This is a genomic window from Alteromonas sp. KUL49 (assembly GCF_006538345.1).
Classification (GTDB): Bacteria; Pseudomonadota; Gammaproteobacteria; order Enterobacterales; family Alteromonadaceae; genus Alteromonas.
The window spans coordinates 124,383-147,757 of sequence record NZ_BJKL01000012.1; the positions used below are offsets into that span (position 1 = coordinate 124,383).

The window sequence follows — 23,375 nt, forward strand, 5'->3', positions numbered from 1 at the left end:
CTTAAAACAGCGAGTGAAAACGCAGGCAACGTTTAATTTTTTGCTGTTTCTAAAAATTATAGCGCCATAGAATAACCTAGCGACGATGAACGCCTCAATAGATTTACCCATATTGACGACAAAATCTTGTATTGTGGTTGAAAAATTGAACAAGCAGCGAGAATGATGGTGTTCTACCGCTTGAGTTAATCGACCTGTTGCAGTTCACTGTAGGTCACCAGCGCAGAAAGTTGTTGAAGTTGCACTTGGTCTACAATAGCGGCCAATCCCTCTGCGTTGCTCTCAATGACGCCGTTGACAGTGTAAGTCAGAGTAATGCGAGTACCCTCGTCAAATGGGGTTATTGACCAGACCAATGCCCCTGACAACCCCATATCACGAAGTGGACCTAAGCCACCAATCATTACCAGTTTTTGATTGGGTACAACCATTGAGACCCGCATATGTTCGGCTGATTGATTATCGGAAGTTTCACAGAAACAGCCGCCGGCAAAAGCATCGATTCGCATTGTACCTTCCCACCATGAATGATCTTTTGGCCACCATTGGTCTACACGGTTTACAAGCGCTTGATATAACGCTTTGTCACTGGCTTTTGTATGGATACTGTTAGTCAACGAAAAACCGTAATTTGAAGATCGTGTAACTTCTGAGAAGCAGACTGGCGAGATTACTATCAACGTTGCTATCAAAAAGTTGAGCGCTGAGCGGTTTATCATAAAGACTCCAGTGTAAAGACGCTTGAATATCACTTGAAAATCAGGGTTTGACTGTAGCTATGTTAAATTTGGCTATTTGTTCATCATTTACCCAGCTAATACAAGGGTTTGACTGACTAGCGTTTGACACATTAGTCAATTAGGGTTTCACTTAGCGTAAAGTACTTTATAAAGAAGACCATGCCAAGCCAGATTCAGTATTCGGCACTAAACTCCAGTGCCTTGTCTCCCGGTATCAATCGCGACCTAGTAGAGAGCGCATTACATGATGACGACGTGTTGCAGGCAACCTTTATTGGGCAGGAGCGTGCCCGAGAAGCGTTGACTTTTGGATTGGGCATTAATGCAAAAGGTTACAATCTATACGTCATGGGGGAACCCTCTACAGGTCGTTTTACACTGGTTAAAGACTACATCGAACGGCAAGTCGCAGCGTTATCTGCGCCTGATGATTGGTGTTATATCAATAACTTTGATGACGAGAGAGCACCAATTGCACTGCGCTTCTCACCCAGTGGTGCAAAAGCGTTCCGCAAAGATATTGCTCAACTTATCGACGATGTTCTAGATACTTACCCCGTAGCGTTTGATAACCCGGGGTACCAACGCAGAAAAGCATCAATTACGCGAGATTTTGAGCAAAAATACGATAAAGCCATCGAGAGCGTAGAACGCTATGCTCAAGCTAACGACGTTGCAATGTATGAAGAAGACGGTACTATCAGTTTTTCTCCCATCGTAGAGGGTAAACCACTCAACGACAAAGAGTTTGCTCGTTTCGATGACAAATCACGTCAGTATTTTTACGATTTAATCGATGAGCTGGAAAATCGGCTGAGTGAGAGCTTACTGAGTTTGCCAGCTTGGAAGCGAGAAAACGCGGGTGCATTGAAAACGCTCGACCGTACTACTGCTGAACAAAGTATCAAACCGTTGTTAAAGGCGTTAGAACATACCTATGCAGGTGAGTTGGGTATTATAAAGTATCTTCGCCAGCTAAAAGTCTCCCTTGTCGATGCCATGTTGCTTTTATTAAGTGAAGAGAGAAAAGAAGATAAGAGCGACGAATTCGACAAAAAAGGCTTTCTGGAAGAGCAGTTTTTGCCAAATGTGTTGGTATCTCACAAAGTCGGGGATGCTGCACCCGTCATATATGAGGCAAATCCAACGTATCAAAATCTCTTTGGTAAAGTGGAGTACACCAGTAATCACGGCAGCGTGTTTACCAACTTCAGTATGATTCAACCAGGGGCATTGCACCGGGCTAATGGCGGCTATTTGTTACTGGATATGGATCAACTTGTCGAGCAACCTTTTGTATGGGATACCCTTAAGTTGGTGGTGAAGTCAGGTCAGTTAAAAATGGACTTACCTCAACAAGACGTGGGCATGGTTAATGCCATTACGCTCAACCCCCAACCTATCGATGTCAATGTCAAAATCATCCTTTTGGGTTCGCGGTCACTGTATTACACCCTTCAAGATTATGACGATGAATTTGCTGAGTTGTTCAGAGTTCTCGTTGATTTCGATCAAGAAATTGGCATTTCAAAATCATCAACTTTTGATTTTATCGGTAAGGTAAGGTCTCACATCACAGGATTGGGCCTAGAGAGTATATCAACAGACGCTATGTGCAGGCTGGTGGAATATTCACAGCGCATGGCTGAACATCAGGAAAAACTATCCGCTCACTTTGCTGATGTTATAGAACTCGTGAATGAAGCCCATTATTACTGCGTAAAGGCTCAACAAACTGAACTCCAATTAGCGCACCTTAATGTAGCTCTGAATGCAAAAAAACGCCGAACCGGCAGAGTCAGTCAAACATTGCTCAACGACATCAAAGAAGGTCATGTACTGATTGCTACGGAAGGGAAAGCGATAGGAAAGGTCAATGGGCTAACCGTGCTTGATGTTGGTGATACGGCTTTCGGTACACCAGCACGCATTACATCAACCGTATTCGCCGGAGCGAGTGGGGTAGTCGATATTGAGCGAGAAGTGGAACTAGGGCAACCTATTCACTCAAAAGGTGTGATGCTACTTAATGGGTATTTAGGTAACAAATACGCACAACACTTTCCGCTGACCCTCTCGGCTAACATTGCTCTTGAGCAGTCCTATGGTCATATAGACGGCGATAGTGCCTCTTTGGGTGAGCTTGTGGCACTGATATCTGCGTTAACGGAGATCCCTTGTCTACAGACGCTGGCCATCACCGGATCCATTAATCAATACGGTGAAGTACAAGCAGTAGGTGGTGTTAATGAGAAAATCGAAGGCTTTTTTGATTTGTGTTGTCATCGTGGATTGAACGGTGATCAAGGTGTGGTCATTCCTCACTCTAATGCGATTAATTTAGTGTTGGACAAAACCGTAGTTGAGGCGGTAGAGCAGGGGCTGTTTAGCATTTACACGGTTAAAACTGTCGACGAGGCGTTAGAGCTACTCATGCAACAAGAGGCTGGCAAACTCAGCTCAAAGGGTAGGTATCCTAAAAACTCCATCAACTATCACGCAGTTAATCGTCTTTATAATATTGCACTGATGGTAAATGGTGGTGAAGGGGAGTAGCCCGTCACCGCCTCTATTGAAAACACTAATTACGATACCTGCAAGTATTTACTTCGGTGGCATTCTCAGGCCGCCATCTAGCCTGATGGTCTCTCCGTTCATGTAGCTGTTTTCCGCGATATGCATGACTAGTTTGGCATATTCTTCAGGTAACCCTAGGCGCTTAGGAAATTGAACATTTTGCGCGAGGGCATCTTGAACGTTTTCAGGCATGGCAAGTAGCATGGGGGTGCCCATGATGCCTGGCGCGACTGTGTTTACTCGTATTCCTAAAGGAGCGAGGTCACGAGCCATAGGTAGGGTTAAACCTATAATACCGCCTTTACTCGCGGCATAGGCACATTGGCCAATTTGTCCCTCATAACCCGCCACAGATGCCGTGTTTACTATGACTCCACGTTCACCCTCGCCGTTGCAAGGCGCTTGTTCTGCCATCGCTTGGGCGACAAGTCTCGCCACATTAAAGCTACCGACTAAATTGATATCAATGGTTTGCTGAAAGTCTGCCAAAGGCATGGCTTTTGAATCGCGATTTAGCAGTCGTTTTGCAGGAGCAATACCTGCACAGTTAACAAGTAGGTGAATATCGCCAAACGTTGATTTTGCGAGTGCTAGACCTGCCGTAATGTCTTCTTCGTTGCGAACGTCCACTTTTGCAAATAAGGTTTGTGAACTACCGAGTTGCTCAACACAAGCGTTACCCGCTTCTTGGTTGATGTCGAATAGGCAAACATTCATGTTGGCGTTTCTAAGTGCTGTGGCAGTGGCCAAACCAAGGCCAGAACAACCACCTGTAACAATCGCAGTACTACATTGAAGTATCATCAGCTTCCCATGTGTAATAATGAAGTGATGACTATGTTAATGGGATGTTTGTGGGAAAGCTACGGTGCGCCAAAGCCTGCGCACCGATATATCTGCTATTTTGGCAACTGAATTTTACACTCGTCGCTTTGACGGAATAGAATCAGTGTATGCCCAATCACCTGTAACTTCACGCCATTGGTCTCACGCACGATTGCATCCATGATTAACCCTTTCTCTTCCCTGTCTTCAGAAGGCACCTTAACTTTTATCAGTTCATGGTGACTCAAGGCGTTGTCGATCTCAGCTACAACGCCTTCTGTAAGGCCGTTTGCGCCAAGTTGAACAACAGGCTTAAGCGGGTGTGCTAGGCCTTTGAGAAATTGTTTTTGTTTATTTGAAAGTTTCATGTATTCAATTTTCTTGAAATTAATCTATAAGTTAAAGCTTGAAAACGCGTATTCTAACGCCATCTTCTCTACAATCCTAATGACATTGTACTGGAATGACAAAAAAGAAGCACTCTGCCAGCAGTAAACGTTGGCTAAAAGAACATTTTGACGACCATTATGTGCAAAAAGCACAGAAGGAAGGTTGGCGCTCCCGTGCCGTGTATAAACTCGAAGAGATTCAGCAAAAAGACAAGCTAATCAAACCGGGCATGACACTGGTAGATTTGGGGGCAGCGCCTGGTGGATGGTCGCAACTGGCTGCCCAGCTTGTTGGCGACAAAGGTCAGGTTATCGCTTGCGACATTTTGGAAATGGACCCAATTGTGGGTGTCGATTTCCTTCAAGGTGACTTTCGTGAAGAGGCGGTACTCGATGCATTACTGAATAGAATCGGCGGGAAAACCGTCGATGTTGTATTCTCTGATATGGCACCTAACATGTCTGGGAACGCATCGGTAGACCAAGCAAGGTCCATGTATTTGTGTGAGTTAGCGTTAGATATGTGTCATCAGGTACTCAAGCCCGGTGGGAATTTTGTAATAAAAGTTTTCCAAGGCGAGGGATTTGATGAGTATTTTCGTGAGCTAAGAAGCGCGTTTAAGAGTATAAAAACACGTAAGCCTGATTCTTCTCGCTCCCGTTCCCGAGAAGTCTATTTGGTGGCTTGCGGTTATAAAGTGTAGTAGGCTTAAGGTAACGAGATTCGTTGCGAGTGATTCATGAACAATACGGTGTAAAAACCAACATTGGTCGATAAGAATTAGTCGTTTTTTTAGAGGTTAGTAGCATTGAGCGATATGGCAAAAAATTTAATCTTATGGTTGGTTATCGCCGTTGTGTTAATGTCGGTTTTTCAGAGCTTTTCACCCAGTGAATCGTCTCGCTCGCAAACTGACTACACAACATTCCTAAAAGAAGCTGAGCAGGGCAATATTCGTGAAGTACGCATAAATAACAGCGGAGAAATTCGCGGTACTAAGCGTTCTGGCGAAACCTTCAGCACCTTTGTTCCTTATTTCGATGACAAGTTAATTTCTGACCTTGTCCGTTACAACGTGCGTGTGTATGGCGAACCGCCAGAAGAAACATCGTTCCTAACAACCTTGTTTGTTTCATGGTTCCCAATGCTATTGCTTATCGGGGTGTGGATTTTCTTCATGCGTCAGATGCAAGGCGGCGGTGGCCGCGGCGCAATGTCATTCGGTAAGAGCAAAGCGCGTTTGCTAGGCGAAGATCAAATTAATACGACTTTTGCCGATGTTGCAGGTTGCGACGAGGCAAAAGAAGACGTTGCTGAATTGGTTGACTTCCTACGTGACCCTTCTAAATTCCAAAAGCTTGGCGGTAAGATCCCTAAAGGCGTTCTCATGGTTGGTCCGCCAGGAACAGGTAAAACGCTGCTTGCCAAGGCTATTGCTGGTGAAGCAAAAGTACCGTTCTTCAGTATCTCTGGTTCTGACTTTGTTGAAATGTTTGTGGGTGTGGGTGCATCTCGTGTTCGCGACATGTTTGAGCAAGCGAAAAAGTCAGCTCCATGCATCATCTTCATCGACGAGATCGACGCCGTTGGTCGCCAACGTGGTGCAGGTTTAGGTGGTGGTCACGACGAGCGTGAGCAAACACTTAACCAAATGTTGGTTGAGATGGATGGTTTTGAAGGCCACGAAGGTATCATCGTCATAGCTGCAACTAACCGCCCAGACGTATTAGACCCAGCGCTGCTACGACCTGGTCGTTTTGACCGTCAAGTAGTCGTTGGTCTTCCAGATATTCGCGGCCGTGAACAAATTCTTAAAGTTCACATGCGTAAAGTGCCGATCGCTGACAACGTGGAGCCAGCGCTCATTGCCCGTGGTACACCTGGTTTCTCTGGTGCTGACTTAGCTAACCTTGTCAACGAAGCTGCTCTGTTTGCTGCTCGCAGTAACAAACGCTTGGTTGCAATGGAAGAGTTTGAGAAAGCCAAAGATAAGATCATGATGGGCTCAGAGCGTAAGTCTATGGTGATGTCTGAGGAAGAAAAAACCAACACGGCGTATCACGAAGCAGGTCACGCTATTGTTGGGCGTTTGGTTCCTGAGCATGATCCCGTTTACAAAGTGTCAATTATTCCTCGCGGTCGAGCGCTTGGTGTAACTATGTATTTGCCAGAGGAAGATAAGTACAGCCATAGTAAACAGCATTTAGAGAGCATGATTTCTAGTTTGTATGGTGGTCGTATCGCTGAAGAGATGACGCTTGGTGAAGCGGGTGTAACGACAGGTGCTTCAAACGACATTGAACGTGCGTCAAGTATTGCTCGTAAAATGGTGACCCAGTGGGGACTATCAAGCAAAATGGGGCCCTTGTTGTACGCAGAAGAAGAAGGCGAGGTATTCTTAGGTCGCTCTTCATCGAATTCAATCAGAATGTCGAACCAAACTGCGTTAGCCATTGATGAAGAAGTTAAAGACATCATTAATCGCAACTACGCTCGCGCTGAAAAAATACTCGAAGAGAATCGAGATATTTTGGAAGCAATGAAAGATGCGTTAATGAAATATGAAACCATCGATGCTCAGCAAGTAGATGACTTAATGGAACGTCGACCTGTTCGTCCACCATCAGATTGGGATGACAGAAAACCGTCTAGCGACGACAAGCCAACTGGTGGTGAATCTGCGACTAAAAGTAGCGACGATACTAAGCCGTCAGTAGGTAATCCGGGTGACGTACCTAGCTAACTGCTAACAGCTATAAAGCTTTTGAAAACGCCAGAATTAACACTGGCGTTTTTTTTATCTTGTTTCAATCAGATTGTCCTAAGGTTTTCTATGCAATTTGGCTCTCATAATTTAAATCTTTCGTTTCCCCATGTAATGGGGATCCTCAACGTAACGCCTGATTCATTTTCTGATGGTGGTAAGCACAATACATTTACCAGTGCGGTGAAACACGCCAATAAAATGATAGAGCAAGGGGCAACGTTTATTGACGTTGGCGGTGAGTCCACTCGACCTGGCGCCGCACCGGTAAGTGTCGAAGAAGAGTTAGATCGCGTTATTCCTGTCATAGAAGCCCTTCGAAACCACACTGATTGCGTAATCTCTGTCGATACTAGTAAACCACAAGTCATGAAAGAGGCAGTTTCAGCAGGCGCTGGACTTATCAACGACGTAAGAGCACTGCAACTTCCCGGTGCCATTGAAGTAGCGAGTGAAGTCGGCGTACCTGTGTGCTTAATGCATATGCAAGGCCAGCCGGATTCAATGCAAGACAATCCCTTGTACAATAACGTTGTTGATGAGGTTACCGACTTTTTGCTTGGCAGAGTAAGCGATTGTGAGAGGGCTGGTATAAGCACAGATAGAATACTTCTCGATCCTGGATTTGGTTTTGGTAAAACACTCGAACACAATTATCTTCTGCTCAAAAAACTTCCAGAATTAATGAAACACGGGTTTCCGTTGCTGGTGGGTATGTCAAGAAAATCAATGATTGGACAATTACTTGACAGAAAGTTGGATGAACGCTTGGCTGGAAGTATTGCTCTCGCTACAATTGCTGCACAAATGGGAGCACAAATTTTTCGCGTTCACGATGTTCAAGAGACGATGGACGCAGTTCGTATTGTTAAGATGATGCGCGAAGTAGAATAAGGATAAAAAGTATGGGCGAACGCAAGTATTTTGGAACTGATGGTATTCGTGGCAAGGTTGGTGAAAGCTTTATCAACCCTGAATTTGTAACCAAACTTGGTTGGGCTGCGGGTAAGGTACTCGCTGGCCGTGGCACCAATAAGGTGTTGATCGGAAAAGACACGCGCATTTCAGGATATATGCTCGAGTCTTGTCTCGAAGCTGGGCTTTCTGCGGCAGGCATCGATATTGGTTTGTTGGGTCCCATGCCAACGCCAGCAATTGCATACCTTACGAAGACGTTTCGCTCTGAGGCGGGCATAGTTATCAGTGCATCGCACAATCCATACTATGATAATGGCATTAAGTTCTTCTCTTCTGACGGTTTCAAACTAGACGATGAAATAGAGTGCGCCATTGAAGATCTGCTCGATGAGCCGATGACGTGTGTTGCCTCTGACAAGTTGGGTAAAGCCACGCGAATCAATGATGCTGCTGGCCGTTACATAGAATTTTGTAAAGGTACCTTCCCCACAAAATTGTCCTTAACCGGTTTAAAGATTGTTGTGGACTGTGCTCACGGTGCAACTTATCACATTGCACCAGATGTACTTCGCGAACTCGGTGCTAACGTCATTGAAATAGGCACTTCACCCAATGGACTCAATATCAATGACGGCGTCGGTGCAACGTCTATGGGCGGGGTAGTTGAAGCCGTTCTCGAAACACAAGCTGACTTAGGTTTTGCTCTTGATGGTGACGGTGACCGTATCATGATGGTCGATCACCTTGGCAACATTATCGACGGTGACCAAATTGTGTATATGTTGGCCCGTGACGCCCTTAAAAACGGGCGTCTTCAAGGCGGCGTGGTAGGGACGCTCATGAGTAATCTAGGCCTTGAACTCGCTCTAAATAAGTTAGGTGTGCCATTTGCACGCAGCAAAGTCGGCGACCGCTATGTAATGGAACTATTGCAGCAGAAAGGCTGGCTCATTGGCGGTGAAAACTCTGGACATGTGCTTAATTTATCTACCTCTTCAACCGGAGACGGTATAGTCGCTGGGCTACAGGTGATTGGCGCCATGTTGCGCTCAGATATGGATCTGCATGACTTAAGCTCGGGTTTTGATATGTATCCACAAACCCTAATTAATGTTCGATACAAAGATACGGGTGAAGATATTCTTGCGAATACTCATATTCAGCAGGCAAAAGCTGAAGCTGAAGAAAACTTAGGAAAACACGGTCGAGTTTTACTGAGAAAAAGCGGCACTGAACCTTTGATTCGAGTTATGGTAGAATCTGATAACGAGAGCGAATCAAAGAATTGGGCGGAACACATCGCACAAACTGTTCGTAAAGTCGCCAATTGATTGGCATATCGAGAAATTTCGAGTTTTATACTTGTATAATCCAATTGAAATAGTTAATATCACGCCCGCTTTGAGACAGGGCTAAGGTCTGAAGTTTGAATAAAAAATAAGAACGCCAATGGTAGCCGGTAACTGGAAAATGAATGGTAATTCGTCATTAGTTACTGAGTTTGAAAACGCATTTAATGAGATTACATTCGATTTTGATGTGTTAATTTGCCCACCTTCTCCGTATCTTAATTTATTCAAAAGCGACAGTTTAGCTACTGGCGGTCAAGACGTAAGTGAGTTTGATAGCGGTGCACATACAGGTGACATCTCGACTTCAATGCTCAAAGAGTTTGGTTGCAAGTATGTGATTGTAGGTCACTCAGAGCGCCGTGAAGATCATGGCGAATCAAATGCACTTGTTGCATTAAAGGCGAAAGCAGCGATAAATGCTGGGCTAATACCATTAATATGTGTAGGCGAGCCCCTAGATGTGCGCGAAAGCGATACAGTTGAAGCCTTTATTAGTGCACAATTAGATGCATTAAAAGATAACTTAAGTGTTGCTGAATTCGAGCAATCAGTCATTGCCTACGAGCCAATATGGGCTATTGGGACTGGTAAGACAGCGACACCAGAGCAAGCGCAAGAAGTTCATCAGTTTATCCGTGGCTATTTTGCCAGCATAGACAGTGAACTCGCTCAAGGCCTGCGTATTCTATACGGTGGAAGCGTAAAGCCTGATAATGCGCAAACATTATTTGCTCAGCCAGACGTAGACGGTGGTCTTATTGGCGGCGCAAGTTTGAAAGTGGACGATTTTGTTTCAATTTGCCAAGCGGCAAACTGACGAGGTAATTATGATTTACGAAGTACTTCTTGTTGCTTACTTGATTGTAGCGTTATTGCTTATCGGGTTCGTACTTATTCAACAAGGTAAAGGTGCAGACATGGGCGCGTCATTTGGTTCAGGTGGTTCAAACACTGTGTTTGGTTCATCGGGTTCAGGTAATTTTATGACTCGCACTACAGCAATCTTAGCAACGCTATTTTTTGCAGTGAGCTTATTTTTAGGTAATCTTACTGCAAATCGCGATAGTGCAGAAGATGAATTCGAAGTACTTCAAGCGCCGGTAACAGTGGAAATTCCTGTTCCAGCAAGTGAAGATGTTCCAGTAGTTGAAGCGGCATCAGACGATGTACCCGCCGCTGAAGATACTGACGTACCAGACGGTAATTAATAGCAAGTTTTCGCGGAAGTGGTGGAATTGGTAGACACGCCATCTTGAGGGGGTGGTGAGCATAGCTCGTGCGGGTTCAAGTCCCGCTTTCCGCACCAATCTGAAAAGCCCGGTTTTCTAACCGGGCTTTTTTTTGCCTAAAATTAGTATTCTATATTGTTAACAATAAACTGTTGAATTTGTTGATGTTGTGTGTAATCGTAATTGCATTGTGTGCAATTACAAAGGCCATCGGTGCTTAAACCAGTTAGCAATCATCATATTATTTCGGGAGTTTCCGTTGCTTCCGAAGATTCCCTATATCACAAGCTACTCGAGGATATCGCGAGTGGAACGTTGAAAAGTGGCGACCGTCTGGTCACAACGTCAATCGCTGAACAACACGGAACGAGCATCAATCCGGTAAGAGAGGCCTTGAAGCGGTTAGAGGGTGAAGGGTTTGTCACGTTCAAGAAGAACAGTGGTGCCCGTGTAGCAAGGTTTGAATATCAAACTATGAAGAATGCCTTTGAACTGCTGCAACTTTTAGAACCTTATCTACTCTCGTGGTTTGTAGAAAATGCTAGCTCTGCGAATATCGAAGACTTGAAACAAACGTTACGTGAAATGAAAAACTTAAGCGTTGATGATTCTTATCGATTTCGCACGCTCGATACAGAGTTCCATTGGCAAATGTACTCTAGTCACTATAACGCTGATGCAGTTTCCCTCTGGCGAAGAAAAAAGCACATTTTGCAGGCACTACATGTTGGATTAAGCATTAGCCCTAAACGTATAAAAGATGCAATTACAGAGCATGAACTGCTCCTCAATTGTATAGAACAAGGAGATGTTGACGGAGCGCTTTTAGCACTGCGAAGTCACCTAGATCAGGGGGGGGAGTATTGGTCGAATTCTTTTCCAATGGCGTTGGAACGAGTACAAGGAAGTCATCAAGTATGAAGATTACCGCCATCAAGCCTTATGCCTTTTGGCTTGGGCACAGAAACGTGCTTCTAGTGAAAGTAGAAACGAGCGAGGGTATTTGTGGTTGGGGAGAGTCAGGCCTCTCAGGACGGGAAAAAGCCGTAGTGGGTGCCATAGAGCACTTTCGTGAATTTTTAATCGGCAAGTCTGCGTTACATATTGGTGCGCTCTGGCAAGAGATGTATCGAAGCCAATACTTTGAAGGTGGAAGAGTACTTTCCGCTGCAATATCAGCCATAGATATCGCCCTCTATGACGCGTTAGGTAAGCTTTTAAATCAACCGGTATATCAACTCATTGGTGGCAAGCAGCGTGATTCAATTCCGTTATTTGCAACGGCTACTAGCGCTTATGATCGGTCACTTATTGATGAAGTTGATAGCTTAGTCGCAAACGGGTGGAAAGTAGTCAGAACCACCACTGGCGTTCATGGAAATTTAAAAAACTCTACTGAGTTCTGCTCAAGAGGCTCTATTGCACAAAGTGCTGAAATTCTGACGGAAATAAGAAAAAGAGTAGGGAGTAGCATCGTACTGGGTGTTGATTATCATCACAGGTTAACGGTGCCAGAGGCCATTTCGTTTGTTAACAAAATGCCTTCAGGTACACTGGACTTTATCGAGGAGCCAATCCGAGCTCAGGCTCCGAGCGCCTACCAAGCATTGAGAGAGATGACAGATGTCCCACTCGCTATTGGTGAAGAGTTCTCGAGTAAGTGGGAGTTCCTGCCTTTCATTGAACTTGGTATCACTGACTTCGGACGAGTAGATATCTGTAACGCCGGAGGTTTTACAGAGTCTCTTAAAATTGCCGCATTATGTGAGTCGAAGTATATCGACATGATGCCACACAATCCCCTAAGTCCATTATGCACTGCTGCTTCAGTGCATTACTGCGCTGCTATTCCCAATTTAGCTTGGCTAGAGTGGCCCCCTTATGATGGCGACTTAACGGGTTATGACGCTGTTTTCAATTCCCGACCCATCGTTAAAGAATGTTCGCTTTCTATTCCGGATTCACCGGGATTAGGCATCGAAGTGAATGAAGCAGAAGTCATTAAACGTCAGTTCAATTTCTGGGAACCACCTCGTTTACACAAGCCTGACGGCAGCTATCAAAATTGGTGAAACAAATGCAAAGAACACCCCGTAAAAAGTATGCCGTATTGGCGCTGATTTTCATTAGTGTCGTCATTAACTATATGGATAGAACTAATATTTCTGTTGCCGCATCAGCAATGACGAAAGAACTTGGCTTAACGCCGATCCAGATGGGGCTCATTTTTTCTGCATTCGCATGGACCTACTCCATAATACAGATCCCCGGGGGAATGTTGGTGGATGCGATTAAAGTGAGAATACTGTATCCGTTCATACTAGTTGCCTGGTCTATGGCCACAATTGTGCAAGGTCTTGTGAGTTCGGTTTCAGCAATTGTTGGTTGTCGCATGGCGATAGGTTTTTTTGAAGCGCCTTCATATCCAGCTAACAATAAGATAGTCACCGAGTGGTTTAGTGCTAATGAAAGAGCAGGTGCCATTGCTGTATATACCTCCGGTCAATTTATCGGGCTTGCTTTCCTCATGCCTGTTCTCGCCCTTATTCAACACACGTTTGGGTGGAGAGGACTATTTATTATTTCAGGTCTGGTGGGTATAGCATGGGCGGCAATCTGGTACTTTGCTTACAAAGATCCCTCTGATGCAGAAGCCAGCCATTCTCCGGACTCTACGCACGCCGTGACCTATTATTCTGCTTCTGAAAATTGGTCGCGTTTGGCGTTTGCCTTTACTCAAAAGAAGTTGTGGGGTGTGTACATTGGCCAATTCTGCTTGGGCGGCACCATGATTTTCTTTCTTACTTGGTTCCCGACATATTTGGCGGAGTATCGCGGCTATGGCGAGCTTAACACCGGTTTTATTGCATCCATACCATTTTTAGCTGCGTTTTGTGGTGTGCTGTTGTCTGGATTTCTATCAGATAAGCTGGTCAAAAAAGGGGTTTCGAATGAAGTGGCCCGCAAAACACCTATTATGGCGGGGTTACTTCTTTCAAGTACGATTGTTGGCGCTAATTTTGTTGAAAACCAAGCATTGGTGACGCTTTTTCTATCTATTAGTTTTTTTGGTAATGGACTGGCGTCAATCAATTGGGTGTTTGTCTCTCTTATTGCACCTAAAAGTATGGTTGGTCTTGTAGGAGGGTGCTTCAATTTTATTGGTGGTTTGGCTGCAGTAATCGTTCCTGTAGCTATTGGCTACCTTGCGAAAGATGGTGATTTCAGTGGTGCATTGATCATGATCACTGGACTGGCGTTGGTCGGACTTTTTTCCTACGTGTTTCTGGTGGGCAAGGTGGAAGTACTGGAAGAGCCTGTGCAACATCAATCATCTAAAAGGGTTATGCCATGAGTTTCGTTTTTTTTGGTGAAGTCATGTTGCGGCTTACACCTAGTCAACCTCATGCGCTTCTTGTCGCCAGCGACAGTTTGTCTGTAGATTTCGCGGGCGCCGAAGCAAATGTTGCAGCAAATCTCAGTCATCTTGGCCATGACTGTAATATGGTCTCAGTTTTTCCCAATAACCTTATTGGCGACAAAGCCATAAGTGTTATGTCTAAATACGGCATTAGCACGGAAGGTTGCTCACGGGATGAACACAGAATAGGTACTTATTTTATTGAGCTTGGGTATTCGGTAAGACCTACCAAAGTGGTTTACGATCGCGCTGACTCCTCATTTGCAGCGCTCAGCGCAGCTAGCTTTAACTGGGATAGCATACTCAACAATGCATCTACCTTATTTGTTGGCGGGATCACTCTGGCGCTCTCTGAACAATGTCGATTGGCCACATTGGAAGCAGTAAAAACCGCGAAACGTCGGGGTGTGAAAGTGGTCTTTGATATGAATTTTAGACGCAGCCTATGGGATAACTGGCAGGATGCTAATCGATACTTTTCTGAGATCTTAGAATACACCGATCTAGTCTTCGGTAACGCAGGGGTAATGAGTGATGTTTTCAGCTTTACCTTTAATTCAAGCGATAGCGCGCTTGAATCTACGAAAGCGTCAATGGAAATACTCGCCAATCAATTTGATGTTGATATTGCGTTCACAGTTAGACAACAGAGTGATGCCAGTTCCAATATCTTACAGGCGGTATATAAACCATCGAGTGGTGATAAATACCAAGTATCTGCTGAGGTAAGAGTCGGCGTGCTTGACCGATTGGGAACCGGAGACGCTTTCGCAGCAGGAATGCTTCATGGACTGGCCAAATATTCAGACCTTCAACAGGCTATAGATTTTGCTAATGCAGCGTTTGCGTTATCTCACACACAATATGGTGATCAAAACTTGTGCAGCGAGACAGATATTTTGTCGATTGCCCAAGGCAACACCTCTGGCTACGTAATTCGCTAAGGAGCAACAATGCGTATTGAGCGACTCAACAGACTTATTGAACAAAAGTTGGTTATGATCATACGGGTAAAAGACCCAGAGGAAATCTTACCTATTGTGGACTACCTGGTTGAAGCCGGCGTTAGTGCAGTTGAGGTAACCAGCAATACCCCAAAATACGAACAGTATATTCCTAAGATTAAAGCGCAAAATCCGTCACTTCTTGTAGGCGCAGGTACGATAACCAATACAGAATTAGCCAAACAAGCAATAGACGCAGGTGCAGAATTTTTAGTCACACCAAATACTTCAGAGAGTGTTGTGAAATTTGCTCACGACAACCAGGTACCAGTAGTTATGGGCGTACTTACTCCCACAGATATTGTTGCCGCAAAAGAGGCTAACGCAGACATCATTAAGCTGTTTCCTGCAGAACCCCTTGGGCCAGAATATCTCAAAGCATTAGCCAAAGGCCCGTTTCTCGATTTACCTTTCTTCCCAGTAGGTGGTTTGGATGAGAAGAATACCCCTCTTTATCTTCAAGCGGGTGCTGCAGGTGTTGGCATTGGTGGTAGTCTAACTTCACCTGTTAATAGTGATGAAGAACGAGCGGAGGTCATAGAGCGCATCAAAGTACTCTTGAGTCATTTGTCTAGATAGCCCTGACATTCTCTCTTCGGGCGTATTGCATCTAACAATACGCTCATCTTCCACCATTCTAATATCCGAAGCTTCGTTAACAATATTCAAACAACCTATACGAATTGATAACTTTTCAATTGACAACACTTCCTATTAACAATATAAAGGTATGATGTTTGTTTTATTGTGATGTGAGAGTTATGAGGTTGAACAGCAACAAGCACATTTTGCCGTTAAGTTTGCTCCTTGTGATGACAGTGCTCGCTATAAATGGCTGCATTGTTAGTCAGCCGTCAAAATCACATCCTCATGTTTTGTTCATTTCTATCGACGACCTTCGCCCTGAATTAGGAAGTTATGGAAGTGATCAAGCAATAACACCAAATATTGATAGGCTTGCGAGTGAGGGCATTAAGTTCACCAGAGCATATGCGCAGCAGGCCATATGTGGTCCTTCCAGAGCCAGCGTCATGACCGGATTGCGACCGGACTCTGTTGGTGTTACTCATAATTACGTCAAGTTCCGAGAAAGCCAGCCTAATGTAGTGACTATTCCACAGTATTTTGTAGAACATGGATATCAAGCGACCTACGTGGGCAAGATTTTTCATCATGGAGACTTAGATGATGATTTATCTTGGACCTGGCTCCCTTCTCGCGATTTGCTTAATGGTGTAACCAAGCCATCTCGTTACGCAGATCCTGTGAATACTGAAATACAGCGTGAAAACAAACAGAGGATGATTGCTCAATATGGTGCACAAGCACGTTTTGGTTTTGGTAGCGGCCCCGCAATAGAGGGAGTAGTTACTCCCGACAATTCCTATCACGACGGATACAACACAGAATTGGGTATCGCAGCGTTGGAGCATTTACTAAATTCATCTAACAAACCTATATTTTTCGGTTTTGGAATGAATAAACCTCATCTTCCTTGGGTCGCGCCAAAGCAGTATTGGGACTTGTATAATGCTGAAGATATATCACTTGCTATTGATAAAGATGCTCCCATCAATGGAGCCGCCATGGGACTACACGCATCTTTTGAACTACGCACATTTTACGATATTCCAAAATACGGTGATATTTCTGAAGCGCAAGCTAGGGAGTTAAAGCACGCCTACTTGGCAAGTGTGAGCTACGTTGATGCTCAGATAGGTCGGTTGCTTGAAGCGTTTGAAAATGCCGGGGTATTAGATAACACCATTATTGTATTGTGGAGTGATCATGGATACCACTTGGGTGAAAAGGGAATTTGGGGTAAGGCATCAAACTATGAAATAGCCACACGAGTTCCTTTGGTATTTTGGACCCCAGAATTAGCACAAAATCAGCGAGAACCTGTGACTTCAGATGCACTTGCTGAGCTGATCGATATTTTTCCTACGCTCGCTGAAATGGCTGGCTTACCACAACCCTCAGCAAAAGATGGAACTTCATTGGTTTCACTGTTCAACTCACCAACGACGAATTTAAAGCATGCTGCATTTAGCCAGTTTCCGACTCCAGCGTTGAGAGAGTGGGGGGCTTTTCCATTGCGTAGAGGGATGCGAGAAACCTACTTTGGACCCCTCATCGAGGACGTCGAGGAGAATATCGCGGTTCAAATGGGAGACCGCTGGGACAAAACCTTATTTGAAACTGGTGTCATGGGTTACACCATGCGGACTAGTGATTATCGATTAATTGCTTGGCTAGACCAAACGTCGCCAGATGCGCCACCTCTGTTTGTCGAGTTGTACGATGAAAACTCAGACCCACTCGAAACCAACAACATAGCTGCCGAAAATCAGATGCTTGTATCAGATTTACTCAATCAACTTTATGTGAGTTTATCGCTCCCACAACAAGGAAGTAGTCACTAATGGAACGTAGAAGCTTTTTTAAATTTGGTGCAGCAAGTGTTGCTGCTGTGGGTATGGCTCCAGGGTTGGCAAGTGCTTCTCAAGATCAGTCACTGGCTGCTCGCACTACTGATAAATGGTTTCATTTGGGAAAAGGTGAATCTGTATCGCCTGGTAGACAACAAAACAAAGATGTGGATGTAGCGGTTATTGGCGGAGGTGCGGCTGGTATTTGTGCAGCCGTATCGGCTGCCAGAAACGGCGCAAAAGTCATTCTAGTGCAAGATCGCCCAGTCCTTGGGGGTAATGCTTCCAGCGAAATGCGTGTGCATCTCAACGGTGTAAATCACTTAAAAAATGGTCTTCCAGAAAGGGAAACCGGCATCATTGAAGAAATACTGTTGCACAACCGTTTCGAAAACCCGCAAGAGTCTTTTCCCGTGTGGGATCATGTGCTTTACGACTTTGTGATCCGCGAGCCAAATATTGAATTACTGCTTAACACTCAAGCCATTCAAGCCATCACGCTTGATAACAACATAGTCACCGCGCGTTGCTGGCAACTCACTACAGAAACTGAGTTTATGATAAACGCTAAGTTTTTCATCGATTGTTCTGGTGATGGCTTACTTGCCGCAAGCGCTGGTGCTGAGTATCGTACTGGGCGAGAGGGTAAAGCTGAGTTTAATGAGCAGTATGCGCCGGAACAACCCGATGGTTGGCAGATGGGAGCATCGTTACTCATGTCGGCCAAAGATATGGGTAGGCCCATGCCGTATTCACCGCCAAGCTGGGCTATTGCGTACGACCCAGAAAAGAATGGGGCCCATAAAAAACGTAAATTCCACGCTTATCACGAGGGTATTTGGTGGATTGAAGTGGGTAGTGACGACGATATTATTGCCGATGCAGAAGTAAATCGTCACAAGCTCATGGGGTACTTACATGGCGTTTGGGATTACATAAAGAATTCCGGAAACTTCCCTGAATCTGAGAATTTGGCGCTTGATTGGGTGGGTTCTCTGCCTTCACGGCGGGAATCTCGACGTTTTATTGGAGACTACATCCTTTCCGAGCCTGATATGTTGGGTTACAAAGATTTTGAAGATGCAGTGGCTTTTGGTGGCTGGTCGTTGGATGAACACAACCCTGGGGGTATCGAAAATCCAACCGAACCACCCAGCTATTTTCACGCACACTTTGAGAATATTTATCAGTTTCCGTTTCGAAGCCTATATTCGAGAAACATTCAAAACTTATTGTTCGCTGGCAGAAACGTGAGTCAAACTCACATTGCACTGTCGTCATCACGAATCATGGCAACCTGTGCGCTTCAAGGTCAAGCAGTAGGTACCGCAGCGGCACTTTGCTGCGAAAAGGGAATATCTCCAAGAACCTTGGCAAATACCTTTATTGATGAACTACAGGAACAACTTCTTAGAGATGACGTTTACATTCCCAAGCGTCCTGCAAAGGACCCTGACGATTTAGTTAATAAGGTATCTGCAATATTTGCAAACACGACTAAATCAGGGAACGCAACTAACTTAACAAACGGTATTTCCAGAGATATCGACGGTAACATCAATCATTGGGAGTCTATTGATTTACCCGCTACCATCCAACTTGAATGGGAGAGCCCGGTAGAAATATCACGGGTTTTGATGAAATGCGACACTAACGTTAAGCGCAACATCATGATGCGCAAAGATTCTAAAAATGACGGTATCTATCGCAATGATGTACCAGAAGAAATGCTCAAAGCGCTGCAACTTGAAGTACGAGTAAGAGGGCAGTGGCAATCCGTTGGCACAATAGCGGGTAACCGTACGAGGCTCATCACCGCAGATTTTCCAAAACAAACGGTTACTGCTCTACGAGTAACCTTGACAGAAACCTACGGGAAAACCTCAGCACGTTTGTACGAAATTAGAGCTTACACCTAATGATGCAAATGCTTGTAACTAACTTCTCACGTATTGGCGCGACTTTACTTTTAGCTGTTGTTTTCACGATTGGCGGATGCAGTGAATATAGAACAACCGCTTCTCACGATGAGAACTCAACATCCACTACTTCAAAATCCATAGTCGTGGAATTTGAACACATCGCTAACACTGAAGGAGAGTCTGTGGCTAAGACTCTCACCATGCATAAGGACTCGGATGGCGATATTCAAAGTTACAGTATGACTGTTGAATCAGTTTATTGTGGTGAGGACGTTTGTAAGGTGGATCCGGTTACCATGTACTGGAATCCTTATGGGCAATATACGCATTACTCTTTAATTGAAGGAATAGAGCTAGAAAAGGGAAATGCGCTGCCATTTGAAGCTGCCGACTACGACAAGCTTCACGACATCTTGCTAAATCCAGAAAACAGTTTGCGTTACCTTGTTAAAGAAGAACTTGTTTCCGAAAAACGCGGTGGAAATGCTGTAGATGCGCTCTCAGGTGCAACTATCGCGATGAATAAGAACGATTATGTGGAGCAGGCAATATGGACATGTTTCACCTTATGGCACTTTGCCCATGGTCCTGTATCTCAAATAGCGCGTGATTTTACGGGAGCACAGCTGGGTGAAGAAAAACTGCTTGCGCTTGTAGCGTCTGGTGTGGATGCTGAAGTTACTTTTGCATTGGAGCAATTGACTCTTCATCAGGCTAATAATGAGCGGGTGATCAGCGTTGTATTTAACGCTCTATCTCAGAGATTGAATCAATCCAATGCTAGCCCTTTGGATATGGTGTTGCTTCAAGCATACCTCAACTATCTGAGTCAACTACAACACTCAGAGTTTCACCAGCACGTTATTGTACTTTTTGATCGAAAGCAGAATTGGTTGTACCCACATTTATTAAAGGTGCTATCCGACCGTAACGCCGATGATGAGGGGATTTTATCCAGCTCAGTATCACAGATTGCGATGAGTATTGATAACACTTGGAAGCCTCAACACATTCACCAATTCCTAACGTTACTCAATGGCAAGCCATATGACTTCAGCCAGATAAACCAAGCACTGACAAATGTCCTCAACACATTAGATTTTATCAGTGCTCGCTCATTGTATTGGTTCCTAGTCAACCAAACACTCAGCGACGAACAAAACCTCACTTTGGTGCGTTTTTCACAAAGCAATAGGGAGAGGTTATAGCAATATTTAACTATTTCTTTCATCAATCGAATTCAATTAACGTAAAATCACTCTCGAGACAGCAATTGCTACTGGTCTCGTGCTTTAAGGAGAATTAAATGAAACGCCAAATACTCGGAGCCACCCTTGCTCCATTGGCATTACTCGTGTCAGCGTGTTCCCAACAGGCGGCTACACCACCTCAACAAACCAGTATTGAACCTGCACCAGTCGTTCAAACGAGTACGAATGTGTATGAGCAGGAAGCCTTGGTTAAGATCGCCAAACTTAAAGGTATGATGGACGAGGCGGAGCAACGGGGCTTTGATACACAGCGAGAAAAAACCATCATTTGGTTCTCTGAACAGTTTCTTACCTTTGCACAATGGGATGAAGATAACTACGACGCAGTGGTTGCATTATTCGGATACGAGCGTTATTACGCGCCGGACAAAGAGCGACTAGCGCGAGAGCTACCGGATTTCGAGCGTAAAAAAGTCATTCAAATATTAGACGTGGGTATAGAAAGTTTACGACAAGTACTCGCTGGTGAAATTACTCGTCGTCCGGTAAATCTTGTTGACTGGCAAAACACCACTGCAGAAGACAATATGTTTGTAAGTAACGGTAAGCCAATTTTCCCTTACGACTACTTCTCTAAAACTGTTGGGCAGCCGCTAACTAACACCGATGTATATAACGACCACCTCGGTGCGTTGTATCATGGCGGTGAGAATCTTTATCCCGTTGACCACGACCGCGCAATTAACTCTTTCTTGCTCAAAGAAGACGGTACGTTCGACGAAGAATTAATGAAAGAACTCACGTCTATTCCCGATACAAACATCGGCTTTTTGGTGTATTGGATCATGGGGATCCCTGAATGGGTTGAAGCCCGTGAACCTGAAGTGCGTAAAGGTCGTTCTTTGTTCACAGGTTTTGACGTTGATAACCCGCTAGCGCGCGAATTGTGGGGTAAAATTATCCGTCGTACCGCTGAGTTGACGAAAGGTAAAAAGGTCACCGAGTTAGGTTTTGTACTCGCCAACGAACCTCACTGGTACGCTGAAAAAGGACATTGGACCCAGCGCTACAAAGAGATGAATAGCATTTCTTCTTACACGCTGAATAAATTTAGAGATTGGCTAGACAGGAAGTATTCAGGAGATATCTCATCCTTAAACACCAACTGGGGAACGTCTTTTACCAATTTTGGTGATGTAGAGATTGAAATTCCTATCGATCCAGTATTGTTGGGCACGCCAAAGTGGTACGACTGGAGCCGCTATAACATGGATAGAGGAACCGATTGGTTTACCTTTATGCAAAGTGAATTGCACGCAGTTAATCCTGAGGCTGATACTCACATAAAAATCATGCCGCGTATGTTCATGTACAATGAGCGTTCGGGTGGTATCGATGTTGAGGCACTCACTGAATTGACGACTATGATAGGGCACGATGCCAAAGCATTAGGTAGCCCAAATATCCGCCCCGGCAGATCTTCAGCATGGATCGAGCGATACGCGTACTATTGGAACGGCGTTGGCATGTTCCATGATTTCATTGAGTCAGTGGCGCCAGACAAAATTAACGTAAACTCCGAATCTCACTTCTTGTCTTCTGGCCAGTGGAGAGACCTTGAGATGCGTACCAGTTATGTACGCAGTGTCTACTGGTTAGCCACGCTACAAGGAATGGATGCAAACATGGGGTGGTTCTGGGCTCGGGACCCAGATGGTTCTCCTGAAGATCGCTTAGAGGGTGAGTTAAACTTCTTTGATCCTGCCCTCGCTGGCTCGTTTGCGGGTTCTAACAATATGCAGCCACACGTAACCAATGAAGTTACGCAGGTTATGTATGACTTGAACAGTTTCTCTGAAGAGATTGTGGCGCTGCGTGAACAAAAACGCCCCTTGCGATTCTTCTATACTGAGACTACCGCGATTAACACGAAAAACTACATGACTGAGCGCTTTAAGCTTTATGAAGAGTTTTTCTTTGAAGGCTTCCCGCTTGGCTTTGTGACTCAGAATATTATTCAAAAGCAAGATAACGGACTTTGGGATGTGGTGGTAGTTTATCAAACTAGTCACGTTACTGATCAAGAGTTTGAAGCACTTCAATCTTACTTAGACAATGGCGGTACAGTCGTTCTTGATTCGTTAGAGAGCTTATCACTCAACGAGTACGGCCAAGCTCGCAACGCACAACTACAGCAAAGCAAAGGTAAGCTTGTGGTAATGCCAGAGGGCAGTGGAATTGCGGAAATTAAACAAGCTGCTATGGCTTATGTCGGCAACGAATCGCAAGACATTATTATTGAAGAAGACAACGGCGAAGCGTTTAAAACCACTATGTGGCGTCAAGTTCAGCGTGAAGACGGTTCCTATCTAGTTAACGTGCTAAACCTTGGACACAACGAGGCTAAATTGTCATTGACATTACGTAGCGGTCAAGATGTAACGATGACCGATATGATGACAGGGAACGCCGTTAACTCTGACTTTACACTACCTTCAGAAGGTGTGTTACTGCTTGAAGTAACGCCAAAATAATGTGTTACCGGTGGTATCACCGGTAACCCTTATAAAAAAGCACGCTACTGATCACA

19 protein-coding genes and 1 tRNA gene are annotated in these 23,375 nt (G+C 44.8%); 17 read left to right on the forward strand and 3 right to left on the reverse strand.

The genetic code is table 11. The features are described from left to right. Window positions 1-185 precede the first annotated feature (185 nt). Window positions 186-719, reverse strand: a complete 534-nt coding sequence (locus EYS00_RS18085) for an SRPBCC domain-containing protein (protein WP_130639154.1) — start codon at window positions 717-719, stop codon at window positions 186-188. Between the two features lie 180 nt (window positions 720-899). On the opposite strand from EYS00_RS18085, the gene EYS00_RS18090 reads away from it, so the two are divergent. Beyond that, complete coding sequence (locus EYS00_RS18090; protein WP_130639156.1) at window positions 900-3,296, forward strand: Lon protease family protein; 2,397 nt, start codon at window positions 900-902, stop codon at window positions 3,294-3,296. A 48-nt stretch (window positions 3,297-3,344) separates the two neighbouring features. Here the strand turns inward: EYS00_RS18090 and EYS00_RS18095 are convergent, their stop codons facing one another. Together EYS00_RS18095 and yhbY are read right to left on the reverse strand one after the other, a co-directional pair. Beyond that, complete coding sequence (locus EYS00_RS18095) at window positions 3,345-4,121, reverse strand: SDR family NAD(P)-dependent oxidoreductase (protein ID WP_130639158.1); 777 nt, start codon at window positions 4,119-4,121, stop codon at window positions 3,345-3,347. A 95-nt stretch (window positions 4,122-4,216) separates the two neighbouring features. Beyond that, on the reverse strand, window positions 4,217-4,510 hold the full coding sequence (gene yhbY / locus EYS00_RS18100) for a ribosome assembly RNA-binding protein YhbY (protein ID WP_130639160.1): 294 nt from the start codon (window positions 4,508-4,510) through the stop codon (window positions 4,217-4,219). Between the two features lie 95 nt (window positions 4,511-4,605). Here yhbY and rlmE point away from each other — a divergent pair, with 95 nt between their 5' ends. The 16 genes from rlmE (at window position 4,606) to EYS00_RS18180 (ending at window position 23,319) form a co-directional block, all read left to right on the forward strand. Then, window positions 4,606-5,235: a 23S rRNA (uridine(2552)-2'-O)-methyltransferase RlmE gene (rlmE, locus tag EYS00_RS18105; RefSeq protein ID WP_130639162.1), complete on the forward strand. Its 630-nt coding sequence runs from the start codon at window positions 4,606-4,608 to the stop codon at window positions 5,233-5,235. 105 nt (window positions 5,236-5,340) lie between these two features. Further along, on the forward strand, window positions 5,341-7,275 hold the full coding sequence (gene ftsH, locus EYS00_RS18110; RefSeq protein WP_130639164.1) for an ATP-dependent zinc metalloprotease FtsH: 1,935 nt from the start codon (window positions 5,341-5,343) through the stop codon (window positions 7,273-7,275). Between the two features lie 90 nt (window positions 7,276-7,365). Next, window positions 7,366-8,190, forward strand: coding sequence for a dihydropteroate synthase (gene folP, locus EYS00_RS18115; RefSeq protein WP_130639166.1), 825 nt, complete (start codon window positions 7,366-7,368; stop codon window positions 8,188-8,190). Between the two features lie 11 nt (window positions 8,191-8,201). Next, the gene (glmM, locus tag EYS00_RS18120; protein WP_130639168.1) at window positions 8,202-9,545 is read left to right on the forward strand and encodes a phosphoglucosamine mutase; all 1,344 of its coding nucleotides are present in this window, start codon (window positions 8,202-8,204) and stop codon (window positions 9,543-9,545) included. Window positions 9,546-9,663: 118 nt separating this feature from the next. Then, complete coding sequence (tpiA, locus tag EYS00_RS18125) at window positions 9,664-10,383, forward strand: triose-phosphate isomerase (RefSeq protein WP_130639170.1); 720 nt, start codon at window positions 9,664-9,666, stop codon at window positions 10,381-10,383. A gap of 10 nt (window positions 10,384-10,393) precedes the next feature. Next, the gene (gene secG / locus EYS00_RS18130) at window positions 10,394-10,774 is read left to right on the forward strand and encodes a preprotein translocase subunit SecG (RefSeq protein ID WP_130639172.1); all 381 of its coding nucleotides are present in this window, start codon (window positions 10,394-10,396) and stop codon (window positions 10,772-10,774) included. Between the two features lie 12 nt (window positions 10,775-10,786). Then, window positions 10,787-10,872: transfer RNA gene (locus tag EYS00_RS18135), tRNA-Leu, on the forward strand. Between the two features lie 136 nt (window positions 10,873-11,008). Continuing rightward, on the forward strand, window positions 11,009-11,716 hold the full coding sequence (locus tag EYS00_RS18140; RefSeq protein ID WP_130639183.1) for a GntR family transcriptional regulator: 708 nt from the start codon (window positions 11,009-11,011) through the stop codon (window positions 11,714-11,716). Then, window positions 11,713-12,867, forward strand: a complete 1,155-nt coding sequence (locus EYS00_RS18145; protein ID WP_130639191.1) for a mandelate racemase/muconate lactonizing enzyme family protein — start codon at window positions 11,713-11,715, stop codon at window positions 12,865-12,867. Before EYS00_RS18140 ends, EYS00_RS18145 begins: the two co-directional genes overlap by 4 nt. Window positions 12,868-12,872: 5 nt before the next feature. Then, a complete protein-coding gene (locus tag EYS00_RS18150; protein WP_130639193.1) occupies window positions 12,873-14,150 on the forward strand; it encodes an MFS transporter in 1,278 nt (425 codons plus the stop codon). After that, window positions 14,147-15,160 (forward strand): sugar kinase, encoded by a 1,014-nt coding sequence (locus EYS00_RS18155; protein ID WP_130639195.1) that lies wholly within the window; start codon window positions 14,147-14,149, stop codon window positions 15,158-15,160. The genes EYS00_RS18150 and EYS00_RS18155 overlap by 4 nt, the downstream gene beginning before the upstream one ends. Window positions 15,161-15,169: 9 nt before the next feature. Next, complete coding sequence (locus EYS00_RS18160) at window positions 15,170-15,799, forward strand: bifunctional 4-hydroxy-2-oxoglutarate aldolase/2-dehydro-3-deoxy-phosphogluconate aldolase (RefSeq protein WP_130639197.1); 630 nt, start codon at window positions 15,170-15,172, stop codon at window positions 15,797-15,799. Window positions 15,800-15,981: 182 nt separating this feature from the next. Next, window positions 15,982-17,646, forward strand: a complete 1,665-nt coding sequence (locus tag EYS00_RS18165) for a sulfatase (RefSeq protein ID WP_130639199.1) — start codon at window positions 15,982-15,984, stop codon at window positions 17,644-17,646. Continuing rightward, a complete protein-coding gene (locus EYS00_RS18170) occupies window positions 17,646-19,571 on the forward strand; it encodes an FAD-dependent oxidoreductase (RefSeq protein ID WP_130639201.1) in 1,926 nt (641 codons plus the stop codon). Before EYS00_RS18165 ends, EYS00_RS18170 begins: the two co-directional genes overlap by 1 nt. Further along, window positions 19,571-20,782, forward strand: a complete 1,212-nt coding sequence (locus tag EYS00_RS18175) for a hypothetical protein (protein WP_130639203.1) — start codon at window positions 19,571-19,573, stop codon at window positions 20,780-20,782. Before EYS00_RS18170 ends, EYS00_RS18175 begins: the two co-directional genes overlap by 1 nt. Before the next feature lie 98 nt (window positions 20,783-20,880). Continuing rightward, window positions 20,881-23,319 carry an alpha-amylase family protein gene (locus tag EYS00_RS18180; protein WP_130639205.1) on the forward strand — a complete coding sequence of 813 codons (2,439 nt, stop codon included), beginning with the start codon at window positions 20,881-20,883 and terminating at the stop codon, window positions 23,317-23,319. The last annotated feature ends 56 nt before the right edge of the window (window positions 23,320-23,375 follow it).